The organism is Mesorhizobium sp. P2_F7 (assembly GCF_056403695.1).
Window position 1 is genome coordinate 387429 of record NZ_JBFUFA010000005.1, and the last position, 21747, is coordinate 409175.

Sequence of the window (21747 nt, forward strand, 5' to 3'; positions counted from 1 at the left end):
GCCAGTCCTAAACCCTTGCCGACGCGACCGCGCCGAAATGCACGTCGCCGGCGGCTACCGTCACGACCGACCCCTCATCATCGCGGATCACGAAACGGCAGTCCGCGTCAATGGTCTCGAAGGTACCGCGCACCACATTCCCGTCAATCCTGACAGCAACCTCGCCGCCGAGCCCCGCTGCGCGCGCCAGCCACCGCCGCCGGATGGCATCGAGCCCGCGTCCTTCATCCCACAGCCGCGCATTGTCGGTCCACGCATCCGACAGCGCCAGAAACAGCGTTTCGGCATCGCATGTCGCGCCAAGCGCCTGCAGCGATGTCGCCGGATACGGCATATCAGTGGGATATGCCACCACATTGACGCCGATGCCGACCGCCACAGCGAAACGGCCGCCGTCGAGAATGGCCGATTCCAGCAGGATGCCGGCAAGCTTGGCGCCGGACGCCAGCACGTCGTTCGGCCATTTCAGCTCGAAACGGTTATTGCCCTGGCTGGCGCCATCGAGGCCGATCGAGATCCGGCCTTTCGGCACGACGGCATCGAGCGCATCGGCCAGCGACAGGCCGGCGACGAAGCCTAGTGTCGCGGCAAGGCGAAGCTCGCCGCCCGTGATGACGAGCAAAGTCGCTGCCAGATTGCCTTCGGGCGATACCCAGGCACGGCCACGCCGGCCGCGCCCGCTTTCCTGTTTCTTGGAAACGACCCACAATTTGCCGGGGTCGCCTGCCCTTGCATGGTCCAGCGCCACCGTGTTGGTGGAGCCGATACTGTCATGAGCCTCGAGCCGGAACCCTTCCGTCTCAGAGGTTGGAGCCAGCCGAAATGCCATCCCGCTCAGAAAAATGTCTTGGCGGCGGCTTCGGCGTAGGTCGCGATCGGACCGCCGATCAGCACATAGAACAGCACGAAGGCGCCGGAGACGCCGAGCACGAGGCGCAGTTCGCTGGCCATCGGCACGAAGCCGCCGGCCGGTTCGTCGAACCACATGATCTTGATGATGCGCAGATAGTAATAGGCACCCACCACCGAGGCCAGCACGCCGATGATCGCCAGCGCATAGAGGTTGGCGTTGATGGCGGCGAGGAAGACGTACCACTTCCCCCAGAAGCCGGCGAGCGGCGGGATGCCGGCCAGCGAGAACATCAGGATGGTCAGGATCGTCGCCATGATCGGGTTGGTCGAGGAGAGACCGGCGAGATCGCTGATCTGCTCGACATTGCCTTCCTTGCGCCGCATGGCGAGGATGAAGGCGAAAGTGCCGAGCGTCATCACCAGATAGATCAGCATGTAGATGGCGACGCCGCGCACGCCGGCCTGGCTGTTGGCGGCAAGGCCGACCAGCGCATAGCCCATATGGCCGATCGAGGAGTACGCCATCAGTCGCTTGATGTTGGTCTGGCCGATAGCGGCAAAGGCGCCGAGCGCCATCGAGGCGATCGAGATGAAGACGATGATCTGCTGCCAGTCGGAAGCGATCGGCTTGAAGGCGCCCATGGTGACGCGCACGATCAGCGCCATCGCCGCCATCTTGGGGGCAGCCGCCAGGAAGGCGGTGACCGGTGTAGGTGCGCCCTCGTAGACGTCAGGCGTCCACATATGGAACGGCACCGCCGAGATCTTGAAGGCGAGCCCGGCCAGAACGAAGACCAGGCCGACAACGAGGCCGAGCTGGCGCTCGCCGCTTCCCAAGGCCGAGGCGATTTCCTGGAAGCCGACATTGCCGGTGTAGCCGTAGACCAGGCTGATGCCGTAGAGCAGCATGCCCGACGACAGCGCGCCGAGCACAAAGTACTTCAGGCCGGCCTCGGTCGAACGCAGATTGTCGCGGTTGATCGCCGCCAGCACGTAGATCGCCAGCGATTGCAGTTCGAGGCCGAGATAGAGGCCGATCATGCCGTTGGCCGAGATCATCAGCATCATGCCGAGCGTGCAGAGCAGGATCAGCACGGGGTATTCGAACTTGTCGAAATGCTCCTGCTTGGCAAAGCGCATCGACATCACCAGTGTCACCGCCGAACCGATCAGCGACAGCACCTTCATGAAGCGGGAGAACGGATCCTGGATGAAGGCGTTGCCATAGGCTGCGCCCTGCCCGGTGGAGGAGATCAGCCATAGGCCTGCGATCACCAGCACTGCGACGGCAAGGCCGGTCACCAAATTGACGGTGTTGGCGCGCGAATAGGCGCCGACCATCAACAGCGCCAGCGCGCCGATGGCGAGGATCAACTCCGGCGTCGAGAGCGAAAGGCTGGAATAAAGGTCCGGCGTCATGGTTCGCAAAACCTCTGGTCAGTTCGCCGCCGCGGTCTGCGCGGCGCCGATGGATGCGGTGACATTGGTGACGAGCGCCTTGACCGACTGGGCCGTGGCATCGAAGACGGGAGCGGGATAGACGCCGAAGAAGATGACCAGCACGACCAGCGGGTATATGATCGCCTTCTCGCGAGTAGAGAGATCAAGCAGGCCCTTCAGGCTTTCCTTGGTCAGCGCGCCGAAGATCACCCGGCGGTAGAGCCAGAGCGCGTAGGCCGCCGACAGGACGACGCCGGTGGCGGCGAAGAACGCCACCCAGGTGTTGACCTTGAACACGCCGAGCATGGTCAGGAACTCGCCGACGAAGCCTGAGGTGCCGGGCAGGCCGACATTGGCCATGGTGAAGACCATGAACACGGTGGCGTATTTCGGCATGTTGTTGACCAGCCCGCCATAGGCGTCGATCTCGCGTGTGTGCATGCGGTCATAGATGACGCCGACGCACAGGAACAGTGCGCCCGAGACCAGGCCGTGCGACAGCATCTGGAAGATCGCGCCCTGCACGCCTTCCTGGTTCATGGCGAAAATGCCCATGGTGACGAAGCCCATATGGGCGACGGAGGAATAGGCGATCAGCTTCTTCATGTCCTCCTGCATCAGCGCCACCAGCGAGGTGTAGATGATGGCGACGACCGACAGCGTGAACACCAGCGGCGCAAACATTTCCGATGCCAGCGGGAACATCGGCAAGGAGAAGCGCAAGAAGCCGTACCCGCCCATCTTCAACAGGATGGCGGCCAGGATCACCGAGCCGGCCGTTGGCGCCTCGACGTGGGCATCGGGCAGCCAGGTGTGCACCGGCCACATCGGCATCTTCACCGCGAAGGAGGCGAAGAAGGCGAGCCATAGCCATGTCTGCATGCTGGCCGGGAAGTTGTGGGTGAGCAGCGTCGGGATGTCGGTGGTGCCGGACTGGAAGAACATCGCCATGATGGCGAGCAGCATCAGCACCGAGCCGGCCAGTGTGTAGAGGAAGAACTTGAACGAGGCATAGACGCGGCGCTTGCCGCCCCAGACGCCGATGATGATGAACATCGGGATCAGGCCGGCTTCGAAGAAGACGTAGAACAGCACGATGTCGAGCGCGCAGAACACGCCGATCATCAGCGTTTCCAGGAGCAGGAAGGCGATCATGTAGGCCTTGACGCGCTTGTCGATCGCTTCCCACGACGCCAGGATGCAGAGCGGCATCAGGAACGTCGTCAGGATGACGAACAGCATCGAAATGCCGTCGACGCCCATGTGGTAGGAGATGCCGGAATCCAGCCAGGCGTATTTCTCGACAAACTGGAAGCCGGCCTGCGAGTTGTCGAAGCCGGTCCAGATGAACAGCGAGATGATGAAGGTGGCCGCCGTCGTTGTGAACGCGATGGCGCGGATGTTGCGGCGTGCGTTTTCACCGTCATCATTGATGAACAGGATCAGCAGCACACCAACCAGCGGCAGGAAGGTGACCAGCGAGAGGATTGGCCAGGCGGTCATCAGAGCATCATCCAGGTGACGAGTGCGGCCACACCGATCAGCATGGCGAAGGCATAGTGATAGAGGTAGCCGGTCTGCAGCTTGACGACGCGGTTGGTGACGTCGACGACGCGCGCCGAAATGCCGTCCGGACCGAGCCCGTCAATGATGGTGCCGTCGCCGGTCTTCCACAGGAACCGGCCGAGCGCCTTTGCAGGCCGCACGAACAGGACGTCGTAGAGCTCGTCGAAATACCACTTGTTGAGCAGGAAGGCGTAGAGCAGGCGATGGTTGGCGGCGACGCTACGGGGCAGTTCCGGCGAGCGTATGTAGAACTTCCAGGCGACGGCAAAGCCGATGACCATGGCGACGAACGGTGCCAGCTCGACCCACAACGGCAATTCGTGGATATCGTGCAGGATGTGGTTGTCCGGCAGCGTGAACAGCGACGCCTTCCAGAACTCGGCATAGCCTTCGCCGATGAAGGCGCCATGGAAGATCACGCCGGCAAACAGCGCACCGGCAGCCAGGATGAACAGCGGCACCAGCATCACCGGCGGCGATTCATGGACATGGTGCATGACGTCATGGCTCGCCCGCGGCTCGCCGTGGAAGGTCATGAAGATCAGCCGCCAGGAATAGAAGGAGGTGAAGCAGGCGGCGATGACCAGCAGGATGAAGGCGAGGCCGGCGACCGAATTGTGCCCGGCAAAAGCGGCCTCGATGATGGCATCCTTGGAGAAGAAGCCTGCGGTGCCGATGACGGTCACCGGAATACCGACGCCGGTCAGCGCCAGCGTGCCGATCACCATCATCCAGTAGGTCTTCGGAATGAGCTTCCGCAGGCCACCCATCTTGCGCATGTCCTGCTCGTCGGAGACGGCATGGATGACCGAGCCCGAACCGAGGAACAGCAGCGCCTTGAAGAAGGCATGCGTGAACAGATGGAAGATCGCCGCGCCATAGGCGCCGACGCCGAGCGCCACGAACATGTAGCCGAGCTGCGAGCAGGTGGAATAGGCGATGACGCGCTTGATGTCGTTCTGCACCAGGCCGACGGTCGCTGCGAAGAAGGCGGTGAAGGCGCCGATGAAGGTCACTACCGTCAGCGCCGAATGCGACAGCTCGAACAGCGGCGACAGGCGCGCCAGCATGAACACGCCGGCGGTGACCATGGTGGCGGCATGGATGAGCGCGGAAACCGGTGTCGGGCCTTCCATGGCGTCCGGTAGCCAGGTGTGCAGCGGCACCTGCGCCGACTTGCCCATGGCGCCCATGAACAGCAGCAGGCAGACGATGGTCATGGCCGAATGCTTGTCCAGCGCATAGCCAAGGAAGGTGAGAACGGCAGCACCGTGTTCAGCGCCTTCGGCCGGAATGAACGTCGCGGCATTGGCGAAGATGGTGCCGAGATTGACCGAGCCGAACAGCACGAAGACGCCGAAAATGCCGAGCGCAAAGCCGAAATCGCCAACGCGGTTGACGACGAAGGCCTTGATGGCAGCGGCGTTGGCCGACGGCTTCTTGTACCAGAAGCCGATCAGCAGATAGGAAGCGAGGCCCACCCCTTCCCAGCCGAAGAACATCTGCACCAGATTGTCTGCCGTCACCAGCATCAGCATGGCGAAGGTGAACAGCGACAGATAGGCAAAGAAGCGCGGCCGGTTCGGGTCGTGGTGCATGTAGCCAATCGAATAGATGTGGACCAGCGCCGACACGGTGTTGACCACGACCAGCATGACCACGGTCAGCGTGTCGATCCTGAGCGCCCAGGAGGCGTCGAGACCGCCCGACTGGATCCAGCGCAGCACCGGCACGGTGAAGACCTCGCCCTCGCCGAAGCCGACGGAGAAGAATGCGACCCAGGACAGCACGGCCGAGATCACCAGGAAACCCGAGGTGATGTATTCCGATGCCTTGGCGCCGAGCGAATTGCCGAACAGGCCGACGATCAGGAAGCCGAGCAGCGGGAGGAAGACGATCGCTTGATACATGTTAGCCCCGTCAACCCTTCATTTGGTTCACGTCTTCGACCGCGATCGAGCCGCGGTTGCGGAAGAAGACGACGAGAATGGCAAGACCGATGGCCGCCTCGGCGGCCGCGACCGTCAGCACGAACAGCGCAAACACCTGTCCGACGAGATCGCCCAATGCCGCCGAGAAGGCGACGAAATTGATGTTGACCGCCAACAGGATCAGCTCGATCGACATCAGGATGACGATGATGTTGCGGCGGTTCAGGAAGATGCCGAACACGCCGAGCGTGAACAGGATCGCCGATACGGTCAAATAATGTGCGATGCCGACGACCATCTCAGAGCCCCTCGCCCGACTTGACCTTGCGGATTTCCATGCCCGTTGCCGGCGTGCGGCCGACCTGGGCAGCGATCGACTGCCGCTTGACCCCTTCCTTGTGGCGCAGCGTCAAGACGATGGCGCCGATCATGGCGACCAAAAGCACGAGGCCCGAAATCTGGAAGTAGTAGAGGTAGTCGGTATAGAGGATGTCGCCCAGCGCAGCGGTGTTGGTCCGGGCGGCGAGATCCGGGATCGGTTTCGAAACCGTCGAGGCCAGCTGCGGCGCGAACGTATAGCCGCCGAGCACGATGATCAGTTCCGCCGCCAGGATCAGCCCGACCAGCGCGCCGATCGGTGCGTATTGCAGGGCGCCTTCCTTCATCTCGGCGAAGTCGACATCGAGCATCATGACGACGAACAGGAACAGCACCATGACGGCGCCGACATAGACGACGAGCAGGATCATCGCCAGGAACTCGGCGCCGGTCAGCATGAACAGGCCGGCGGCATTGAAGAAGGTCAGGATCAGGAACAGCACGGAATGCACGGGGTTACGCGACGAAATGACCATGAAGGCCGACGCCACCGCGACAAAGGCGAAGAGGTAGAAAAAGGCCGCCTCTAGTCCACTCAGCATTGGGGATCCCCCGGGTTCCTGTCCGAAACAGGACATCCGTCCTGTTCGATGTTTGCGACCGCCTCCGGCCGGCAAGTTGCGTGTTCCTTAGACGAGGCCCCTCGCCCCGTCCATGCGTCAAATGTCAGCGATAGGGTGAGTCCAGCGAGATGTTGCGCGCCAGTTCGCGCTCCCACCGGTCGCCATTCGCCAGCAGCCTGTCCTTGTCGTAGTAAAGCTCCTCGCGGGTCTCCGTCGCGAATTCGAAATTCGGCCCCTCGACGATGGCGTCGACCGGGCAGGCTTCCTGGCAGAAGCCGCAATAGATGCACTTCACCATGTCGATGTCGTAGCGCACGGTGCGGCGCGTGCCGTCATTGCGGCGCGGGCCGGCCTCGATGGTGATCGCCTGCGCCGGGCAGATCGCTTCGCACAGCTTGCAGGCAATGCAGCGTTCTTCCCCATTGGGATAGCGGCGCAGCGCATGCTCGCCCCGGAAGCGCGGGCTGATCGGCCCCTTCTCGTGCGGATAGTTGATCGTCTCCTTCGGCGCGAAGAACTGGCGCATCGACAGGAAGAAGGCGCTGACGAAATCCTGCAGCAGCAGCGATTTGGCGGCTTGGCCGAGAGCGGACATCACGCAAACCCCGTGATCTTGAGGAAGGCCGCGACGATTACCACCATCGCCAGCGAGATCGGCAGGAAGACTTTCCAGCCAAGGCGCATCAGCTGGTCGTAGCGGTAGCGCGGCACAAAAGCCTTCACCATCGAGAACATGAAGAACATCAGGCAGATCTTGAGCACGAACCAGATCACGCCTGGCACCCAGGTGAAGGGCGCGAAGTCGAAGGGCGGCAGCCAACCGCCGAGGAACAGGATGGTGGCCAGCGCGCACATCATCACCACGGCGACATATTCGCCGAGGAAGAACAGCAGGAACGGCGTCGAGGAATATTCAACCATGTGGCCGGCGACGAGCTCAGACTCGGCTTCGACCAGGTCGAAGGGCGGGCGGTTGGTCTCGGCCAGCGCCGAGATGAAAAAGATGACGAACATCGGGAACAGCGCCAGCCAGTGCCAGTCGAGGAAGCTGTTGGGCAGGCCAAGCTTGGTGCCCAGCCCGTCCTGCTGCGACATCACGATGTCCGACAGGTTGAGCGAGCCGACGCAAAGCAGCACGGTGACGATGACGAAGCCGATCGAGACTTCGTAGGACACCATCTGCGCCGCCGAGCGCAGCGCGCCGAGGAACGGGTATTTCGAGTTGGACGCCCAGCCGCCCATGATCACGCCATAGACTTCAAGCGAGGAGATGGCGAAGACGTAGAGGATGCCGACATTGACGTTGGCGATCGCCCAGCCGGCATTGACCGGAATGACCGCCCAGGCGGAGATCGCGAGCACCGCGGACACCAGCGGCGCCAGCAGGAAGACGCCCTTGTTGGCGCCGGACGGAATGACCGGCTCCTTGAAGACGAATTTCAGCAGATCGGCGAAGGCCTGTAGCGTGCCCCAGGGGCCGACGACGTTCGGACCGCGGCGCAGCTGCACCGCCGCCCAAATCTTGCGATCGGCGTAAAGCAGGTAGGCGACCCCGATCAGCAGAACGACGATCAGCACGACGGACTTCAAAATGATGATCAGCGCCGGCAGCACATAGAAGGAGAAGAAAGTGTCCATGTCTACTCTGCCGCCTGCCTGAAGCCGTTTTTCGCCAGCGCCGAGCATTCCGCCATGACGGCCGAGGCCCGTGCGATCGGGTTGGTCAGATAGAAATCCTGGACCGGCGAGGTGAAAGTGCCCTTGTTCAGCCGCCCGCCGAGCTTCGCCACCTTGGCGATATCCTCGGCATTGCCGGCCTCGACATGGTCGATGCGGGCGAGATGCGGGTATTCGCCATAGAGCTTGGCGCGCAGCTGCTGCAGCGAATCGAACGGCAGCTTCTTGCCGAGCACATCCGACAGCGCCCGCAGGATCGCCCAGTCTTCGCGGGCATCGCCCGGCGCGAAGCCGGCGCGGTTGGTCTGCTGCACGCGTCCCTCGGTGTTGACGTAGGTGCCCGACTTCTCGGTGTAGGCAGCACCCGGCAGAATGACATTGGCGCGGTGCGCGCCGGCATCGCCATGGGTGCCGACATAGACGACGACAGCGCCGCCGGTCTTGCCCATGTCGATCTCGTCGGCGCCGAGCAGGAACAGAACGTCGCTCTCGCCGAGCATGCCGGCGACATTCTTGCCGCCCTCGCCCGGCACGAAGCCGACATCGAGGCCGCCGACACGGGCAGCTGCATTGTGCAGCACGGCAAAGCCGTTCCAGTCGTCGCGGGCGGCGTTCACAGCGCCGGCAAGCTTCGCTGCCTGGCCGAGGACCGCAGAGCCATCGGCGCGCGCGAGTGCGCCCTGGCCGACAATGATCAGCGGATGCGTCGCCTTCTTCAGCACCTGGAAGAACGCGCCGTTGCCGTCGGCCAGATCCTTCAGCGATTCCGGACCGGCGCCGAGCTGTTCATACTCGTAGCGTGTGTCGCCGACCTCACCGATGACGCCGACCGGCAGGTTGCCGATGCGCCAGCGCTTGCGGATACGGGCGTTGAGCACCGAGGCCTCGAAGCGCGGATTGGCGCCGATGATCAGCACTGCGTCCGCCTGCTCGATGCCTTCGATGGTCGGGTTGAAGATGTAGCTGGCACGACCGAGCGCCGGATTGAGTGCGGCGCCATCCTGGCGGCAATCGGTGTTCTTCGAGCCCAGCGAAGCCATGAGCTGCTTGAGCGCGTAGATCTCTTCGACAGCCGCCAGATCGCCGGCAATCGCGCCGATCTTCTCGGGCGCAGCCTTCGTCACCGCATCCTTGATCGCGGCGAATGCCTCGGCCCAGCTTGCAGGCGCCAGCTTGCCGTCCTTGCGCACATAGGGGCGGTCGAGGCGCTGCGTGCGCAACCCGTCCCAGATGAAGCGGGTCTTGTCGGAAATCCACTCCTCGTTCACCGCCTCGTTGACGCGCGGCAGGATGCGCATCACTTCGCGGCCGCGGCTATCGACGCGGATCGCCGAGCCGACCGCATCCATCACGTCGATGGATTCAGTCTTGGTCAGCTCCCACGGCCGCGCCTGGAAGGCGAACGGCTTTGAGGTCAGCGCACCGACCGGGCACAGGTCGATGACATTGCCCTGCAGCTCCGAGGTCATCGCACTTTCGAGATAGGTGGTGATCTCGGCATCCTCGCCGCGGCCGATCAGGCCGAGTTCGGAAATGCCGGCGACTTCCGTGGTGAAGCGGACGCAGCGCGTGCAGTGGATGCAGCGGTTCATCACCGTCTTGACCAGCGGGCCGATATGCTTGTCTTCGACCGCGCGCTTGTTCTCGTGATAGCGCGAGGAATCGACGCCGAAGGCCATCGCTTGGTCCTGCAGGTCGCATTCACCGCCCTGGTCGCAGATCGGGCAATCCAGCGGATGGTTGATCAGCAGGAACTCCATCACGCCTTCCCTGGCCTTCTTGACCATCGGCGTGTTGGTGAAGATTTCCGGCGGCTCGCCGTTCGGGCCGGGGCGCAGGTCGCGCACGCCCATGGCGCAGGAAGCCTGCGGCTTGGGCGGCCCGCCCTTCACCTCGATCAGGCACATGCGGCAATTGCCGGCGATCGACAGCCGCTCATGGAAGCAGAAGCGCGGCACTTCCGCGCCAGCGTCCTCGGCCGCCTGCAGCAGCGTGTAGTGGTCGGGTACAGTGATCTCTTTCCCGTCGACCTTGAGCTTTGCCATCAATTGCCCCCGGCGGTCTTCGCCGTCTCATATGCCTGAAACAGATCGCTCAACTTGATGCCATTGATCATCATGCCGGCGACTTCAGCGTTTTCTATCTTCACGTTGCTCATATTCACGTCGGTGAAAGACGCGTTCGAAAGATCCGCATCTTCCACCAGGGCCGCCGACAGGTTGACGTTGCGAAACTGCGTGTTCGACAGGTTCACATCGTCAAATCTGGAGTTGCTGACGATGGCATTGCGCACATCGAGAACATCGCTCCTGTCGTGGACCTCCATGCCTGCCCCCTACCTCTTCGCCTTGGCGGCCAGCGTCAGCGCCGCCGCCTGGCGGGTCCACTCGTCGCGGCCGATACGGCCCGTGAGCGACAGGTAATCCTCGACCCAGGCAATCTCTTCCGGCGTCCATGCGGCGATCTGGGCGTAGGTCCAGATGCCGAGGCCGTTCAGCACTTTTTCCAGCTTCGGCCCGATGCCCGTTATCGCCTTGAAATCCGACGGCTTGGACGGGCGAGCAATGGTCTTGGGCTGCCTGAAATCCTCCGGCATCAACCCGGTCGTCGCGTCTTCGGCGACCGGATCGGCCTTCTCCGGCTCGGCATCGACGGTGCGGGCAGCAATATCGGTCACGTCCTGCGCAAAGGTCTGCGCCTCGGCGATCAGGGTCTTGGTCGCCGCGCGTGCCTTGGTGGCGGGGGCGGTCTCCGAATAGCGCTCGGCGCGCTGGTCGAAATCATCGATGATCGGCTGGAAAATCCGCTGAGATGTCTCGACGGCACCCGACCATGCGCCGAGCCAGACGCCAAAGGCGTGGTTGGCGAGGCCGAAGCCCAGCGCCGACATGGCGGCGGCACCGGCGACAGGATGCGCGAGAAGGTTGACGGCGCTGGCCATCTCCTTCGGCATCATCCTGGTCAAATCCCGGTTCATTTTCTCAAGCTCATCCAATTTGGGCATCAAAGGGTTCGAATACGGCGCCATAGAAATCTCCTGGTCGTTTCTTCGTCTGCCCCGCCCCGATATGCCAGTCCCGGGCTTCACGCCCGTATTTCAAATCTATTCCGCTGCCACCATCACCGGCTCGGCCCGGTGCGCGTTGCGCGAAAACTCGTCGATGCGCCGCTCCACCTCGCCGCGGAAATGCCGAATCAGCCCCTGGATCGGCCATGCCGCCGCGTCGCCTAGCGCGCAGATCGTATGGCCTTCCACCTGCTTGGTGACGTCGAGCAGCATGTCGATCTCGCGCTTCTGCGCCTCGCCGCGCACCAGCCGTTCCATCACCCGCCACATCCAGCCGGTGCCTTCGCGGCACGGCGTGCACTGGCCGCAGCTCTCATGCTTGTAGAAATAGGACAGCCTGGCGATCGCCTTCACGATATCGGTCGACTTGTCCATGACGATGACAGCCGCCGTGCCGAGGCCCGATTTGAGGTCGCGCAGCGCATCGAAATCCATCGGCGCATCGATGATCTGCTCGGCCGGCACCAGCGGCACCGAAGCGCCACCCGGAATGACCGCAAGCAGATTGTCCCAGCCGCCGCGAATGCCGCCGCAATGCGTCTCGATCAGCTCGCGGAACGGGATCGACATCGCCTCTTCGACGGTGCACGGATTGTTGACGTGGCCGGAGATGCAAAACAGCTTGGTGCCGACATTGTTGGGCCGGCCGAAGGACGAGAACCAGGCAGCACCTCGGCGCAAAATGGTCGGCGCCACCGCGATCGACTCGACATTGTTGACGGTTGTCGGACAACCGTACAAGCCGACATTGGCCGGAAATGGCGGCTTCAGCCTGGGCTGGCCCTTCTTGCCTTCGAGGCTTTCGAGCAGCGCCGTTTCCTCGCCGCAAATGTAAGCGCCGGCGCCGTGATGCATGTAGATGTCGAAATCGTAGCCGGAGGTGTTGTTCTTGCCGATCAGCTTGGCCTCATAGGCCTCGTCGATGGCGCGCTGCAGCGCCTCGCGCTCGCGGATGAACTCGCCGCGCACATAGATGTAGGCGGCGACCGCGCCCATGGCGAAACCGGCGATGAACGAGCCCTCGACCAGCGTGTGCGGATCGTTGCGCAGGATGTCGCGGTCCTTGCACGTGCCGGGCTCGGATTCGTCAGCGTTGACAACGAGATAGCTCGGTCGGCCGTCGCTCTGCTTGGGCATGAACGACCATTTCAACCCGGTCGGGAAGCCGGCGCCGCCACGGCCGCGCAGGCCACTCGCCTTCATCTCATTGACGATCCATTCGCGCCCCTTGGCGATGATGCCGGGCGTGTTGTCCCAAGCACCGCGCGCCATGGCGCCCGCCAGCGACTTGTCGAAGAGGCCGTAGATATTGTTGAAGATGCGGTCTTGATCCTGAAGCATGTTTCGTCCCTCAGACCGGCTTCTTGCCGAAGACGCGGATGTATTCGGCGACGCCGCCCTTGGCGAGCGCCTTGGCTTGGCCGACCCAGTCGTCGCGGTCGATGCGGCCGTGGAAGGCGAGATAGCCGTCCACCCACTCGCGCTCGGCCTTCTTCCAGGACGCGACCTGCGCGAAGGTGAAGATGCCCAGCGAATGCAGCGTGGTCTCGATTTTCGGCCCTACACCCGAGATCAGCTGGAGATCGTCGACCGCGGCCGGCCTATCGATGCCAGCCGGTCGGTTCTTATCCTCGAGCGACGGTTTTGCCGGCTTGGCGGCAGCCTTGCTCGGCGCAGGCGTGGCTGCTGGCGCCTTGGCCGCTGGAGCCTTGGCTTCCGGCGCCTTGAAGGCGGCTGCCGGCGCGGCCGTGGTCTTCGGGCCATTGCGCTGCTTGGCGACTTTCTCGACTTCAGGCGCCGCTGTGTTGGCGTTGGCGGCCGAATGCAGCGGCGCCGAGACGCTTGCCGCCTTTTCGGTCGCCGGTGCAACTTTTGCCGCCGAAGGCGACTTCAGCGCCGGACTGGTTTCCGGAGCATCGGTCTTCGGCTTGCCGGCATTGGATGGCGCAACCGGAACGGCTGCCGGCGCAGCAGGGGCCGCTGGCGCTGCGGCAGCTGCCGGGGCGGCGGAGGCTGCCTGGGCGGCCTTGGTCGCCGCCTTGGCTTCCTTGTCGCGCGTCGCTTTGAGGATCGCCTTTTCGCTCTTCAGCGTCGTCAGGCCGGGAGCCGGCTCCGAGCCGGTGCGGCCGTTCTGCGGTCCCGTGGGCACCGAGGCGCCCTTGCCGGCATCGTAAAGATCGATGATTTCCGCCAGCCGTTCCGGCGTCAGATCCTCGAACGTGTCCTTGAACACCATGACCATCGGCGCGTTGACGCAGGCGCCGAGGCATTCGACCTCTTCCCACGACAGCGTGCCCTTGTCGTTGGTGTGGAACTGGTCGTGGTGGATTTTCGAGCGGCACACGTCCATCAGCGCTTCCGAGCCGCGCAGCATGCAGGGCGTGGTGCCGCAGACCTGGATATGCGCGCGCGTGCCGACCGGATTGAGCTGGTACTGGGTGTAGAAGGTCGCGACCTCGAGCCCGCGGATGCGCGGCATGCCGAGCATGTCCGAGATCGTCTCGATCGCCGCCTTGGTGACCCAGCCTTCCTGCTCCTGCGCGATCATCAGCAAGGGAATGATCGCCGACTGTTCGCGGCCCTTGGGATATTTCTTGATCCATTGCTTGGCCACCGCCGCATTCGCCCGGTTGAAGGCGAAGGAGGCTGGCTGGACGCTGGCTTCTGCGAGACGGCGGACTGACATGGATTTTCGCTTTTATGTTTCTTATTGAACTGAACTGGAGACGCGATAGCAGTTCTCAGATTGCCCTAACACGCACACAAACTCTTCTTTGCCGCGTTTCAGGCGGATATATTCGTCATACCGATCGTCAACCCAAGAGACACAGTAAGGCCTCGGCCGGCCGGGCACTTGGGCTACAAACGTCTCAATCGGGCACGCCGGACGGGAATGAATAACAAAATCCTGATCCATCGGCGCGTGCCTCTCGTATGTGCGCCCCATCAACAAGTCACCTTCAGCGACCAGCTCAAACCCGATCTTGACCAAGTCTCTCGACAGCAGCCGACCATCCGGACCCCAAGCGGGAACCTGGGTCGCCATTGCCAGAACCGCTGCGGTGACAAGAGCGTTCATTGCTATCGATCGACCTCACCAAACACGATATCGAGTGAACCCAACACGGCGGTGACGTCGGCCAGCATGTGGCCGCGGCACAGAAAGTCCATGGCCTGCAGATGCGCGAAACCGGGGGCGCGCAGCTTGCAGCGGTACGGCTTGTTGGTGCCGTCGGAGACGAGATAGACGCCGAACTCGCCTTTCGGCGCCTCAACAGCGGCATAGACCTCGCCCGCCGGCACGCGATAGCCTTCGGTGTAGAGCTTGAAGTGATGGATCAGCGCTTCCATCGAGCGCTTCATCGCCTGGCGCTTGGGCGGCACCACCTTGCCGTCGAGGTTCGACACCGGCCCGACGCTTTCCTTGCCGAGCAGAAGATCGACGCACTGGCGCATGATCTTGGCCGACTGGCGCATCTCTTCCATGCGCACGAGGTAGCGGTCGTAGCAGTCGCCGTTCTTGCCGATCGGGATGTCGAAATCCATCTCGGAATAGCATTCATAGGGCTGCGACTTGCGCAGATCCCAGGCAGCACCCGAGCCGCGCACCATGACGCCGGAGAAACCCCAGGCCCAGGCATCGGCCAGCGACACCGTGCCGATATCGACGTTGCGCTGCTTGAAGATGCGGTTGCCGGTCAGCAGTCTGTCGAGATCGTCAAGCGACTTCAGGAACGGATCGATCCACTTGCCGATGTCCTCGACCAGCTTTTGCGGCAGGTCCTGGTGCACGCCGCCCGGACGGAAATAGGCTGCATGCATGCGCGAACCCGAGGCCCGCTCATAGAACACCATCAGCTTTTCGCGTTCGACGAAACCCCATAGCGGCGGCGTCAGCGCGCCGATGTCGAGCGCCTGCGTCGTCACATTGAGAATGTGCGACATGATGCGGCCGATCTCGCAATAGAGCACGCGGATCAGCTGGCCGCGCTTCGGCACCTCGATGCCGAGCAGCCGCTCGGCGGCGAGCGCGAAGGCATGCTCCTGGTTCATCGGCGCGCAATAGTCGAGCCGGTCGAGGTAAGGTACGGCCTGCAGATAGGTCTTGTGCTCGATCAGCTTTTCGGTGCCGCGGTGGAGCAAGCCGATATGCGGATCGACGCGGTCCACGACCTCACCGTCCAACTCAAGCACCAGCCGCAAAACACCATGCGCTGCAGGGTGTTGAGGTCCGAAGTTGATGTTAAAATTGCGGACGGAGGTTTCAGCCATTCTGGCGCCTCTGGCGAAGAGTCAGTAGTGAGTAGTGAGTAGTGATCATCAATCTCAATGCCTGCTTCATTCCGCCTGCTTGGCCTGCACCGTTCGAATAAGAGATCTCATCATTTTTCCAATCTCTTCGCATCGCAGCAGCAGCTCAATCTCATTGTCTTTTCGTAGCAGGCCAACACGACATGCCAGCAGTATGTGTGTCTCCAGTTCCTTCAACGAGCCTTGCGCCATGCGCAAAAATTGAACGAACGACCCTCTGTTTTCCCTGCCATATCCCTCCGCGACGTTCGCTGCGATCGAAACCGCCGACCGGCGCATCTGAGAGGTCATGCCGTAGATCTCATCCCTCGGAAACTCTTTGGTGAAACGATAACAATCTTCAGCAAGCGTCATCGCCGATTGCCACACCTTCAAGTCGCGATAAGATTCGATCCGTTGCTCCAACTCTTTCCCTACTGAGTACTCACTACTTCCCTACTCACTGCTTCGCTTTCTCGTCCCCGGGCAGCACGTAGTCGGTGCCTTCCCACGGGGAAAGAAAATCGAAATTGCGGAATTCCTGCTTCAATTCCACCGGCTCGTAGATGACGCGCTTGGCTTCGTCGTCGTAGCGGACTTCGACGAAACCGGTCAGCGGGAAATCCTTGCGAAGCGGGTGGCCCTCAAAGCCGTAATCGGTGAGGATGCGGCGCAGATCCGGATGGCCCGAGAACAAGACGCCATAGAGATCGTAGGTCTCGCGCTCGAACCAGTCGGCGCCGGGATAAACTGATGTCAGCGAAGGCACCAGCGTCTCTTCGTCGGCCTGCACCTTGATGCGGATGCGCAAATTCTGCTTCGGCGACAGCAAGTGGTAGACGACGTCGAAGCGCTTGACACGCGACGGATAGTCGGCGCCGCAGACATCGATGATCGAGATGAACTGGCAACCCGCATCGTCGCGCAGGAAGGTTGTCACGTCGATCAGGTCGCCGGGCTCGACCGAGATCGTCAGTTCGCCATAGGCCAGCACCGCGTCATGGACGCGGCCCGGCAGCTTTTCGCCGAGATAGGTCGACAGTTCGCTAAGGGATGCGGCCATGGATTTACCGTTCGATCGTGCCGGTGCGGCGGATTTTCTTCTGCAGCAGAAGAATGCCGTAGAGCAGCGCTTCGGCGCTCGGCGGGCAGCCGGGCACATAGATGTCGACCGGCACGATGCGGTCGCAGCCGCGCACCACCGAATAGGAATAGTGGTAGTAGCCGCCGCCATTGGCGCAGGAGCCCATCGAGATCACGTAGCGCGGCTCCGGCATCTGGTCGTAGACCTTGCGCAGCGCCGGCGCCATCTTGTTGGTCAGCGTTCCCGCCACGATCATGATGTCGGACTGGCGCGGCGAGGCGCGCGGCGCAACGCCGAACCGCTCCGAATCGTAGCGCGGCATCGAGGTGTGGATCATCTCGACGGCGCAGCAGGCGAGACCGAACGTCATAAACATCAGCGAGCCGCTGCGTGCCCAGGTGATCAGCGCCTCGGTCGAGGTGACCAGAAAACCCTTGTCGGCGAGTTCATTGTTGATCTCGAGGAAGAACGGATCGTCGGAACCAACCGGGCGACCGGTATTAGGGTCGATCAGGCCCTTGGGCTTCGGCGCGACGAGCGTACCGGAACTGTCGTTCAATCCCATTCCAGCGCTCCTTTTTTCCATTCATAGGCAAAGCCGATGGTCAGCACCGCCAAAAACACCATCATCGACCAGAAACCGAGCATGCCGATCTTCGAAAACGACACCGCCCACGGGAACAGGAAGGCCACTTCCAGGTCGAAGATGATGAACAGGATCGACACCAGGTAGAAGCGGATGTCGAACTTCATGCGGGCATCGTCGAAAGAGTTGAAGCCGCATTCATAGGCGGAAAGCTTTTCCGGGTCGGGACTGCGGTAGGCCACCAGGAACGGCGCAATGATAAGCGCCAGGCCGACGACCGCCGCCACGGCGATGAAGAGGACGATGGGCAGGTACGAACTGAGCAGTGCGTTCATGCTGCGGCTTTCCGTTGGCGGCCAATCCACTTTGATTACAGCAACCAACCCTAATGCGGAAGCGTGACAGTTTAACCGCTGAACCGTTTTAGGTGCCTATGCTGCAACGCGGCGAGGGTTAGCGCAGGGCTTTCGGCGAAGCAAGTCAAACCTTGCTCAAAACGCAGTGCTGGATGGCAGGTCGGGAAAAACTGGTCCGATCCGCTCCTGTTTGATTTCCTTCACTTTTTACTCCACTTTTGTCTCCTGACATGTCTCCCGCCGTTTGCCTGCTAGCATGGTCGGAATCACCRGCTAAAAAATACGCGAACAGGACCAGGGCAAAGGCATCTTGATGAAGGACAAAATATCGCTCGCCATGGCCAGGCGGATCGCACTGGCCGCGCAGGGTTTTACCGACCCCCGCCCGGGCGGCGCACCCGACCGCCGCCACCTCGCCCGGGTTCTGGCGCGCACCGGCCTGCTGCAGATCGATTCCGTCAGCGCCGTGGTGCGCGCCCATTATATGCCGCTCTATTCCCGCCTTGGCCCCTACCCGCTCGCCCTGCTCGACAATGCAGCGGTCACCCGCAAGCGCACCGTGTTCGAATACTGGGCGCACGAGGCCTCCTTCCTGCCGGTCGAGACCTGGCCGCTGATGCGCTGGCGCATGCAGCGCGCCGAGAGCGGCGACGAAATGTATCTGGGGCTGGCCAAATGGGGCCGCGAGCACGCCGCCTATATCGAGGAGATCTACCGCGCGGTCGCCGAGCGCGGCCCGATCGCCGCTTCCGCGCTCGAAGGCCAGAAGGGCTCGGGCGGCTGGTGGGGCTGGAGCCATGCCAAGCATGCTTTCGAATGGCTATTCTGGGCCGGCCGTATCACCACGGCGCATCGTCGCGGCTTCGAGCGCTTCTACGACCTGCCCGAGCGCGTGCTGCCGCAGGCGATCCTCGATCTGCCGGTGCCGGCCGCCAAGGATGCGCACCGCGAGTTGCTGCGCATTTCCGCCCGCGCCCACGGCATCGCGACATCTGGCGATTTGCGCGACTATTTCCGCCTGTCGCCGGCCGACATGAAGGGACGGCTGGAGGAGTTGGTCGAGACGGGCGAGCTTTTGCCGGTGCGCGTCGAAGGCTGGGACAAGCCGGCTTACCGCTATAAGGACGCCCGCCTGCCGCGAAAAATCAAAGCCCGCGCCTTGCTGGCGCCGTTCGACCCCGTCGTCTTCGAGCGTTCGCGCAGCGAGCGTCTGTTCGATTTCCACTACCGCATCGAGATCTACACGCCCGCCGACAAGCGGCAATACGGCTATTACGTCCTGCCGTTCCTGCTCGGCGACCGGATCGTGGGGCGCGTCGACCTCAAAGCCGACCGTCCGGCCAGTGTGTTGCGTGTCCACGCCGCCTATGCCGAGCCCGGCGCGCCGCCTGAAACTGCGGCGGAACTCTTCGAGGAACTGAAGCAGATGCAGGGCTGGCTTGGGCTTGAGCGCATCGAAGTGACGCCCGCCGGCGATTTGGGAAAGCCTTTGGCCGACATTGCCATGTCGTAGCCGTGCGTTGACAGTGCTGCCCGCAAAAGCCTAAATCCGCTGCAGACGGTCCCCTGCCCGCAACGGCTGGGGCTAAGAGGGAATGCGGTGCGGGACAAAATCCCAAATCCGCGGCTGTCCCCGCAACTGTAAGCGACGAGCCAAGGCCGAAAGCCACTGGGTAACACCGGGAAGGCGGCTAACCAAGGCGACGACTCGCGAGCCAGGAGACCTGCCGTCTGCGACAGAAGTATCCGATCGCCTGGCGGGTTTCCGGGCAAGGAGCCCGGTTTTTGGACCAGAACAGCAGTTTTTCGGCTGGCACAGCGGATGTTTCGTCCGCCGGTGGCGACGCATTGACCGGCGTGACCGTCATCGTCTGCGCCTCCTGCCGCGACGAGACCGGCTCCGACGCGCATCCCCGCGCCGGCGAACTGCTGGCTGACGACACGCGCCGCGCAGCTGCGGCTGACAACATCCGCGTCCGCACGGTCGAATGCCTCGGCAATTGCAAGCGAAGGCTGAGCGCTGCCATCCTGCGCGACGGCTGCTGGAGCTATGTCTTCGGCGACCTGACCGCAACCAGCGGCGCCGATCTCGTCACCGGGGCAAAGCTCTTCGCCACCTCGACCGACGGCCTCATCCCCTGGCGCGGCCGGCCCGATAGCCTCAAGCGCGGCCTCGTTGCCCGCATCCCACCCCTCGACATGCTGAAGGACTGACCATGACCGCATCTGTCTCCCGTGTTCCCTGCACCGTCGTCACCGGCTTCCTCGGTGCCGGCAAGACGACGCTGGTCCGCCATCTCCTGGAAAACGCCGGCGGCAAGCGCATCGCCATCATCGTCAACGAGTTCGGCGACATCGGCATCGACGGCGAGATTTTGAAAGGCTGCGGTATCGACACTTGCCCGGAGGAAAACATCGTCGAACTGGCCAATGGCTGCATCTGCTGCACCGTTGCCGACGATTTCGTGCCGGCGCTCGACCAGATCCTCGCGCTGACGCCGAAGGTCGACCATATCCTGATCGAGACCTCGGGCCTGGCGCTGCCCAAGCCGCTGGTCCAGGCGTTCCAGTGGCCGAGCGTGAAAAGCCGGGTGACCGTGGACGGCGTCATCGCCGTGGTCGACGGCCCGGCGCTGGCTGAGGGACGCGTTGCCAACGACATGGACGCCTTGCAGGCGCAGCGTGTCCAGGACGAGACGCTCGACCATGACGATCCGGTCGAAGAGGTGTTCGAGGACCAGATCGCCTGCGCCGACCTGATCATCCTGTCGAAGAGCGATTTGATGAATTCGGCCGGCACGGCCCGCGCCAACGCCATTATCAACGAACATTCCGCCCGCGCCGTGAAGATTGTGGCGACGGCGCACGGCAAGGTCGATCCCTCTGTCCTGCTTGGCCTCGGCCTCGCCGTCGAGGACGACATCGAGAACCGCAAGTCGCACCATGACGGCGCCTTCGATCACGAGCATGACGATTTCGACACGTTCATCGTCGACATCCCCTCGATCGCCAACCCGGACGAACTGGCCAGGCGCGTCGCCACCGTCGCCGAGGAAGAGAACGTGTTGCGCGTCAAAGGCTTCGTCGATGTCGGCGGCAAGCCGATGCGGCTTTTGCTGCAGGCCGTCGGCCCGCGCGTCAACCACTACTATGACCGCGCCTGGACCGCAGAGGACGATCGCCGCTCGCGCCTCGTCGTCATTGGCCTCAAGGGGCTGAACCGCCCGGCGATCGAGCGTATACTCGCCGGCTGAGTTTCAGACACGGATCGCGATGCACATCCTCACCACGACCTCCGCCTCGCTCGACGATCTCGCCGAGCCGGTTGATCTCAGGCAGACGCCGGCGGATATCGTGGCGCTGTCCTTCACCGACAGCGATCTTGCCGGACTGGCGGCGGCCTGGAAGGCGGATGCCGCCCGCCTGCCCTCGATGCGGCTGGCGGCGCTGCGCGACCTGCGTCACCCCATGTCCGTCGACCTCTGGGTCGACAGCGTCGCCCGCCACGCCAAGGTAATTTTGGTGCGCATCCTGGGCGGCTATGACTGGTGGCGCTACGGCTGCGACCAGCTCGCGGCGACTGCTCGCGCCCACGGTATCAAACTGGCGCTGCTGCCGGGCGAAAGCCATGACGAGGATTTGCGCCTGATCGAAGCCTCGACCCTGCCGCGCAAAGAGCTGGACGGCCTGCTGGGTTATTTCCGCGAGGGCGGCCCGGAGAATATGACGGCGCTGATGCAGCGGCTGGCGGGGTTGGCCGGGTCGGATGTCGCGGCGGCTGAGCCGGTCGCGGTACCGAAAGCCGGCTACTACGAACCAGGCCGCGGCGGCGTCCCCCTCCCCCTCGAGGGGAGGGTCCGGCCGCAGGCCGGGGGTGGGGTCGCCGGTGAAGTGCGCCGACACCGAGAAGCGCAACGGCTCAAAGAAACGCCACATCCAGTCGAACCGACCCCACCC

The 21747-nt window shown here is 63.0% G+C and carries 22 protein-coding genes, 1 pseudogene and 1 riboswitch; of the genes and pseudogenes, 4 read left to right on the forward strand and 19 right to left on the reverse strand.

All coding sequences use genetic code 11. The features are described from left to right. Nucleotides 1–7: 7 nt before the first annotated feature. The 19 genes from AC1DZ8_RS20480 to AC1DZ8_RS20570 all read right to left on the reverse strand — a co-directional run bounded on the left by AC1DZ8_RS20480 (nt 8) and on the right by AC1DZ8_RS20570 (nt 17769). Nucleotides 8–829 (reverse strand): biotin--[acetyl-CoA-carboxylase] ligase, encoded by an 822-nt coding sequence (locus AC1DZ8_RS20480; protein WP_477309537.1) that lies wholly within the window; start codon nt 827–829, stop codon nt 8–10. 5 nt (nt 830–834) lie between these two features. After that, nucleotides 835–2271 (reverse strand): NADH-quinone oxidoreductase subunit NuoN, encoded by a 1437-nt coding sequence (nuoN, locus tag AC1DZ8_RS20485; protein ID WP_477309538.1) that lies wholly within the window; start codon nt 2269–2271, stop codon nt 835–837. Between the two features lie 18 nt (nt 2272–2289). Then, nucleotides 2290–3795 carry an NADH-quinone oxidoreductase subunit M gene (locus AC1DZ8_RS20490; protein ID WP_477309539.1) on the reverse strand — a complete coding sequence of 502 codons (1506 nt, stop codon included), beginning with the start codon at nt 3793–3795 and terminating at the stop codon, nt 2290–2292. After that, entirely contained in the window at nt 3795–5768 is a 1974-nt protein-coding gene (nuoL, locus tag AC1DZ8_RS20495; protein ID WP_477309540.1) for an NADH-quinone oxidoreductase subunit L, read from the reverse strand. The genes AC1DZ8_RS20490 and nuoL overlap by 1 nt, the downstream gene beginning before the upstream one ends. Before the next feature lie 10 nt (nt 5769–5778). Continuing rightward, the gene (gene nuoK, locus AC1DZ8_RS20500; protein ID WP_023670810.1) at nt 5779–6087 is read right to left on the reverse strand and encodes an NADH-quinone oxidoreductase subunit NuoK; all 309 of its coding nucleotides are present in this window, start codon (nt 6085–6087) and stop codon (nt 5779–5781) included. Nucleotide 6088: 1 nt separating this feature from the next. Continuing rightward, nucleotides 6089–6709: an NADH-quinone oxidoreductase subunit J gene (locus tag AC1DZ8_RS20505; protein ID WP_477280626.1), complete on the reverse strand. Its 621-nt coding sequence runs from the start codon at nt 6707–6709 to the stop codon at nt 6089–6091. A gap of 124 nt (nt 6710–6833) precedes the next feature. Continuing rightward, on the reverse strand, nt 6834–7325 hold the full coding sequence (gene nuoI / locus AC1DZ8_RS20510) for an NADH-quinone oxidoreductase subunit NuoI (RefSeq protein ID WP_023815530.1): 492 nt from the start codon (nt 7323–7325) through the stop codon (nt 6834–6836). After that, a complete protein-coding gene (gene nuoH, locus AC1DZ8_RS20515) occupies nt 7325–8368 on the reverse strand; it encodes an NADH-quinone oxidoreductase subunit NuoH (RefSeq protein WP_477309541.1) in 1044 nt (347 codons plus the stop codon). The genes nuoI and nuoH overlap by 1 nt, the downstream gene beginning before the upstream one ends. Before the next feature lie 2 nt (nt 8369–8370). Further along, on the reverse strand, nt 8371–10452 hold the full coding sequence (nuoG, locus tag AC1DZ8_RS20520) for an NADH-quinone oxidoreductase subunit NuoG (RefSeq protein ID WP_477309542.1): 2082 nt from the start codon (nt 10450–10452) through the stop codon (nt 8371–8373). Continuing rightward, nucleotides 10452–10733 (reverse strand): pentapeptide repeat-containing protein, encoded by a 282-nt coding sequence (locus AC1DZ8_RS20525; protein ID WP_477309543.1) that lies wholly within the window; start codon nt 10731–10733, stop codon nt 10452–10454. Before AC1DZ8_RS20525 ends, nuoG begins: the two co-directional genes overlap by 1 nt. 9 nt (nt 10734–10742) lie before the next feature. Next, nucleotides 10743–11435, reverse strand: coding sequence for an NADH-ubiquinone dehydrogenase (locus tag AC1DZ8_RS20530; protein ID WP_477401521.1), 693 nt, complete (start codon nt 11433–11435; stop codon nt 10743–10745). Between the two features lie 75 nt (nt 11436–11510). After that, the gene (gene nuoF, locus AC1DZ8_RS20535) at nt 11511–12815 is read right to left on the reverse strand and encodes an NADH-quinone oxidoreductase subunit NuoF (protein WP_477401523.1); all 1305 of its coding nucleotides are present in this window, start codon (nt 12813–12815) and stop codon (nt 11511–11513) included. Nucleotides 12816–12825: 10 nt separating this feature from the next. Continuing rightward, nucleotides 12826–14160 (reverse strand): NADH-quinone oxidoreductase subunit E, encoded by a 1335-nt coding sequence (locus AC1DZ8_RS20540; protein WP_477311063.1) that lies wholly within the window; start codon nt 14158–14160, stop codon nt 12826–12828. A 21-nt stretch (nt 14161–14181) separates the two neighbouring features. Then, nucleotides 14182–14553 carry a hypothetical protein gene (locus AC1DZ8_RS20545; RefSeq protein WP_477401525.1) on the reverse strand — a complete coding sequence of 124 codons (372 nt, stop codon included), beginning with the start codon at nt 14551–14553 and terminating at the stop codon, nt 14182–14184. Between the two features lie 2 nt (nt 14554–14555). Next, complete coding sequence (locus AC1DZ8_RS20550) at nt 14556–15746, reverse strand: NADH-quinone oxidoreductase subunit D (protein ID WP_477311061.1); 1191 nt, start codon at nt 15744–15746, stop codon at nt 14556–14558. 66 nt (nt 15747–15812) lie between these two features. Beyond that, a complete protein-coding gene (locus AC1DZ8_RS20555; RefSeq protein WP_112394702.1) occupies nt 15813–16190 on the reverse strand; it encodes a four helix bundle protein in 378 nt (125 codons plus the stop codon). Between the two features lie 34 nt (nt 16191–16224). Further along, the gene (locus AC1DZ8_RS20560; RefSeq protein ID WP_477311059.1) at nt 16225–16827 is read right to left on the reverse strand and encodes an NADH-quinone oxidoreductase subunit C; all 603 of its coding nucleotides are present in this window, start codon (nt 16825–16827) and stop codon (nt 16225–16227) included. A 4-nt stretch (nt 16828–16831) separates the two neighbouring features. Continuing rightward, entirely contained in the window at nt 16832–17413 is a 582-nt protein-coding gene (locus tag AC1DZ8_RS20565) for a NuoB/complex I 20 kDa subunit family protein (RefSeq protein WP_023670824.1), read from the reverse strand. After that, complete coding sequence (locus AC1DZ8_RS20570) at nt 17404–17769, reverse strand: NADH-quinone oxidoreductase subunit A (RefSeq protein ID WP_112565102.1); 366 nt, start codon at nt 17767–17769, stop codon at nt 17404–17406. The genes AC1DZ8_RS20565 and AC1DZ8_RS20570 overlap by 10 nt, the downstream gene beginning before the upstream one ends. Nucleotides 17770–18103: 334 nt before the next feature. Here AC1DZ8_RS20570 and AC1DZ8_RS20575 point away from each other — a divergent pair, with 334 nt between their 5' ends. From AC1DZ8_RS20575 to AC1DZ8_RS20590, 4 genes and pseudogenes are all read left to right on the forward strand, one after another. After that, nucleotides 18104–19303: a winged helix-turn-helix domain-containing protein gene (locus AC1DZ8_RS20575; RefSeq protein ID WP_477401528.1), complete on the forward strand. Its 1200-nt coding sequence runs from the start codon at nt 18104–18106 to the stop codon at nt 19301–19303. 29 nt (nt 19304–19332) lie between these two features. After that, a riboswitch (cobalamin riboswitch) is annotated at nt 19333–19536 on the forward strand. Between the two features lie 39 nt (nt 19537–19575). Next, complete coding sequence (locus tag AC1DZ8_RS20580) at nt 19576–20004, forward strand: DUF1636 family protein (protein ID WP_477301455.1); 429 nt, start codon at nt 19576–19578, stop codon at nt 20002–20004. A gap of 2 nt (nt 20005–20006) precedes the next feature. After that, complete coding sequence (gene cobW, locus AC1DZ8_RS20585) at nt 20007–21044, forward strand: cobalamin biosynthesis protein CobW (RefSeq protein ID WP_477301453.1); 1038 nt, start codon at nt 20007–20009, stop codon at nt 21042–21044. A gap of 19 nt (nt 21045–21063) precedes the next feature. Beyond that, nucleotides 21064–21747: pseudogene (locus tag AC1DZ8_RS20590) on the forward strand (cobaltochelatase subunit CobN); the annotation flags it as partial.

What these genes read in the sequence shown, in the direction of transcription:
- AC1DZ8_RS20480 (WP_477309537.1), bottom strand. Translation starts at nt 829, where the DNA reads ATGGCATTTCGGCTGGCTCCAACCTCTGAGACGGAAGGGTTCCGGCTC.
- nuoN (WP_477309538.1), bottom strand. Translation starts at nt 2,271, where the DNA reads ATGACGCCGGACCTTTATTCCAGCCTTTCGCTCTCGACGCCGGAGTTG.
- AC1DZ8_RS20490 (WP_477309539.1), bottom strand. Translation starts at nt 3,795, where the DNA reads ATGACCGCCTGGCCAATCCTCTCGCTGGTCACCTTCCTGCCGCTGGTT.
- nuoL (WP_477309540.1), bottom strand. Translation starts at nt 5,768, where the DNA reads ATGTATCAAGCGATCGTCTTCCTCCCGCTGCTCGGCTTCCTGATCGTC.
- nuoK (WP_023670810.1), bottom strand. Translation starts at nt 6,087, where the DNA reads ATGGTCGTCGGCATCGCACATTATTTGACCGTATCGGCGATCCTGTTC.
- AC1DZ8_RS20505 (WP_477280626.1), bottom strand. Translation starts at nt 6,709, where the DNA reads ATGCTGAGTGGACTAGAGGCGGCCTTTTTCTACCTCTTCGCCTTTGTC.
- nuoI (WP_023815530.1), bottom strand. Translation starts at nt 7,325, where the DNA reads ATGTCCGCTCTCGGCCAAGCCGCCAAATCGCTGCTGCTGCAGGATTTC.
- nuoH (WP_477309541.1), bottom strand. Translation starts at nt 8,368, where the DNA reads ATGGACACTTTCTTCTCCTTCTATGTGCTGCCGGCGCTGATCATCATT.
- nuoG (WP_477309542.1), bottom strand. Translation starts at nt 10,452, where the DNA reads ATGGCAAAGCTCAAGGTCGACGGGAAAGAGATCACTGTACCCGACCAC.
- AC1DZ8_RS20525 (WP_477309543.1), bottom strand. Translation starts at nt 10,733, where the DNA reads ATGGAGGTCCACGACAGGAGCGATGTTCTCGATGTGCGCAATGCCATC.
- AC1DZ8_RS20530 (WP_477401521.1), bottom strand. Translation starts at nt 11,435, where the DNA reads ATGGCGCCGTATTCGAACCCTTTGATGCCCAAATTGGATGAGCTTGAG.
- nuoF (WP_477401523.1), bottom strand. Translation starts at nt 12,815, where the DNA reads ATGCTTCAGGATCAAGACCGCATCTTCAACAATATCTACGGCCTCTTC.
- AC1DZ8_RS20540 (WP_477311063.1), bottom strand. Translation starts at nt 14,160, where the DNA reads ATGTCAGTCCGCCGTCTCGCAGAAGCCAGCGTCCAGCCAGCCTCCTTC.
- AC1DZ8_RS20545 (WP_477401525.1), bottom strand. Translation starts at nt 14,553, where the DNA reads ATGAACGCTCTTGTCACCGCAGCGGTTCTGGCAATGGCGACCCAGGTT.
- AC1DZ8_RS20550 (WP_477311061.1), bottom strand. Translation starts at nt 15,746, where the DNA reads ATGGCTGAAACCTCCGTCCGCAATTTTAACATCAACTTCGGACCTCAA.
- AC1DZ8_RS20560 (WP_477311059.1), bottom strand. Translation starts at nt 16,827, where the DNA reads ATGGCCGCATCCCTTAGCGAACTGTCGACCTATCTCGGCGAAAAGCTG.
- AC1DZ8_RS20565 (WP_023670824.1), bottom strand. Translation starts at nt 17,413, where the DNA reads ATGGGATTGAACGACAGTTCCGGTACGCTCGTCGCGCCGAAGCCCAAG.
- AC1DZ8_RS20570 (WP_112565102.1), bottom strand. Translation starts at nt 17,769, where the DNA reads ATGAACGCACTGCTCAGTTCGTACCTGCCCATCGTCCTCTTCATCGCC.
- AC1DZ8_RS20575 (WP_477401528.1), top strand. Translation starts at nt 18,104, where the DNA reads ATGAAGGACAAAATATCGCTCGCCATGGCCAGGCGGATCGCACTGGCC.
- cobW (WP_477301453.1), top strand. Translation starts at nt 20,007, where the DNA reads ATGACCGCATCTGTCTCCCGTGTTCCCTGCACCGTCGTCACCGGCTTC.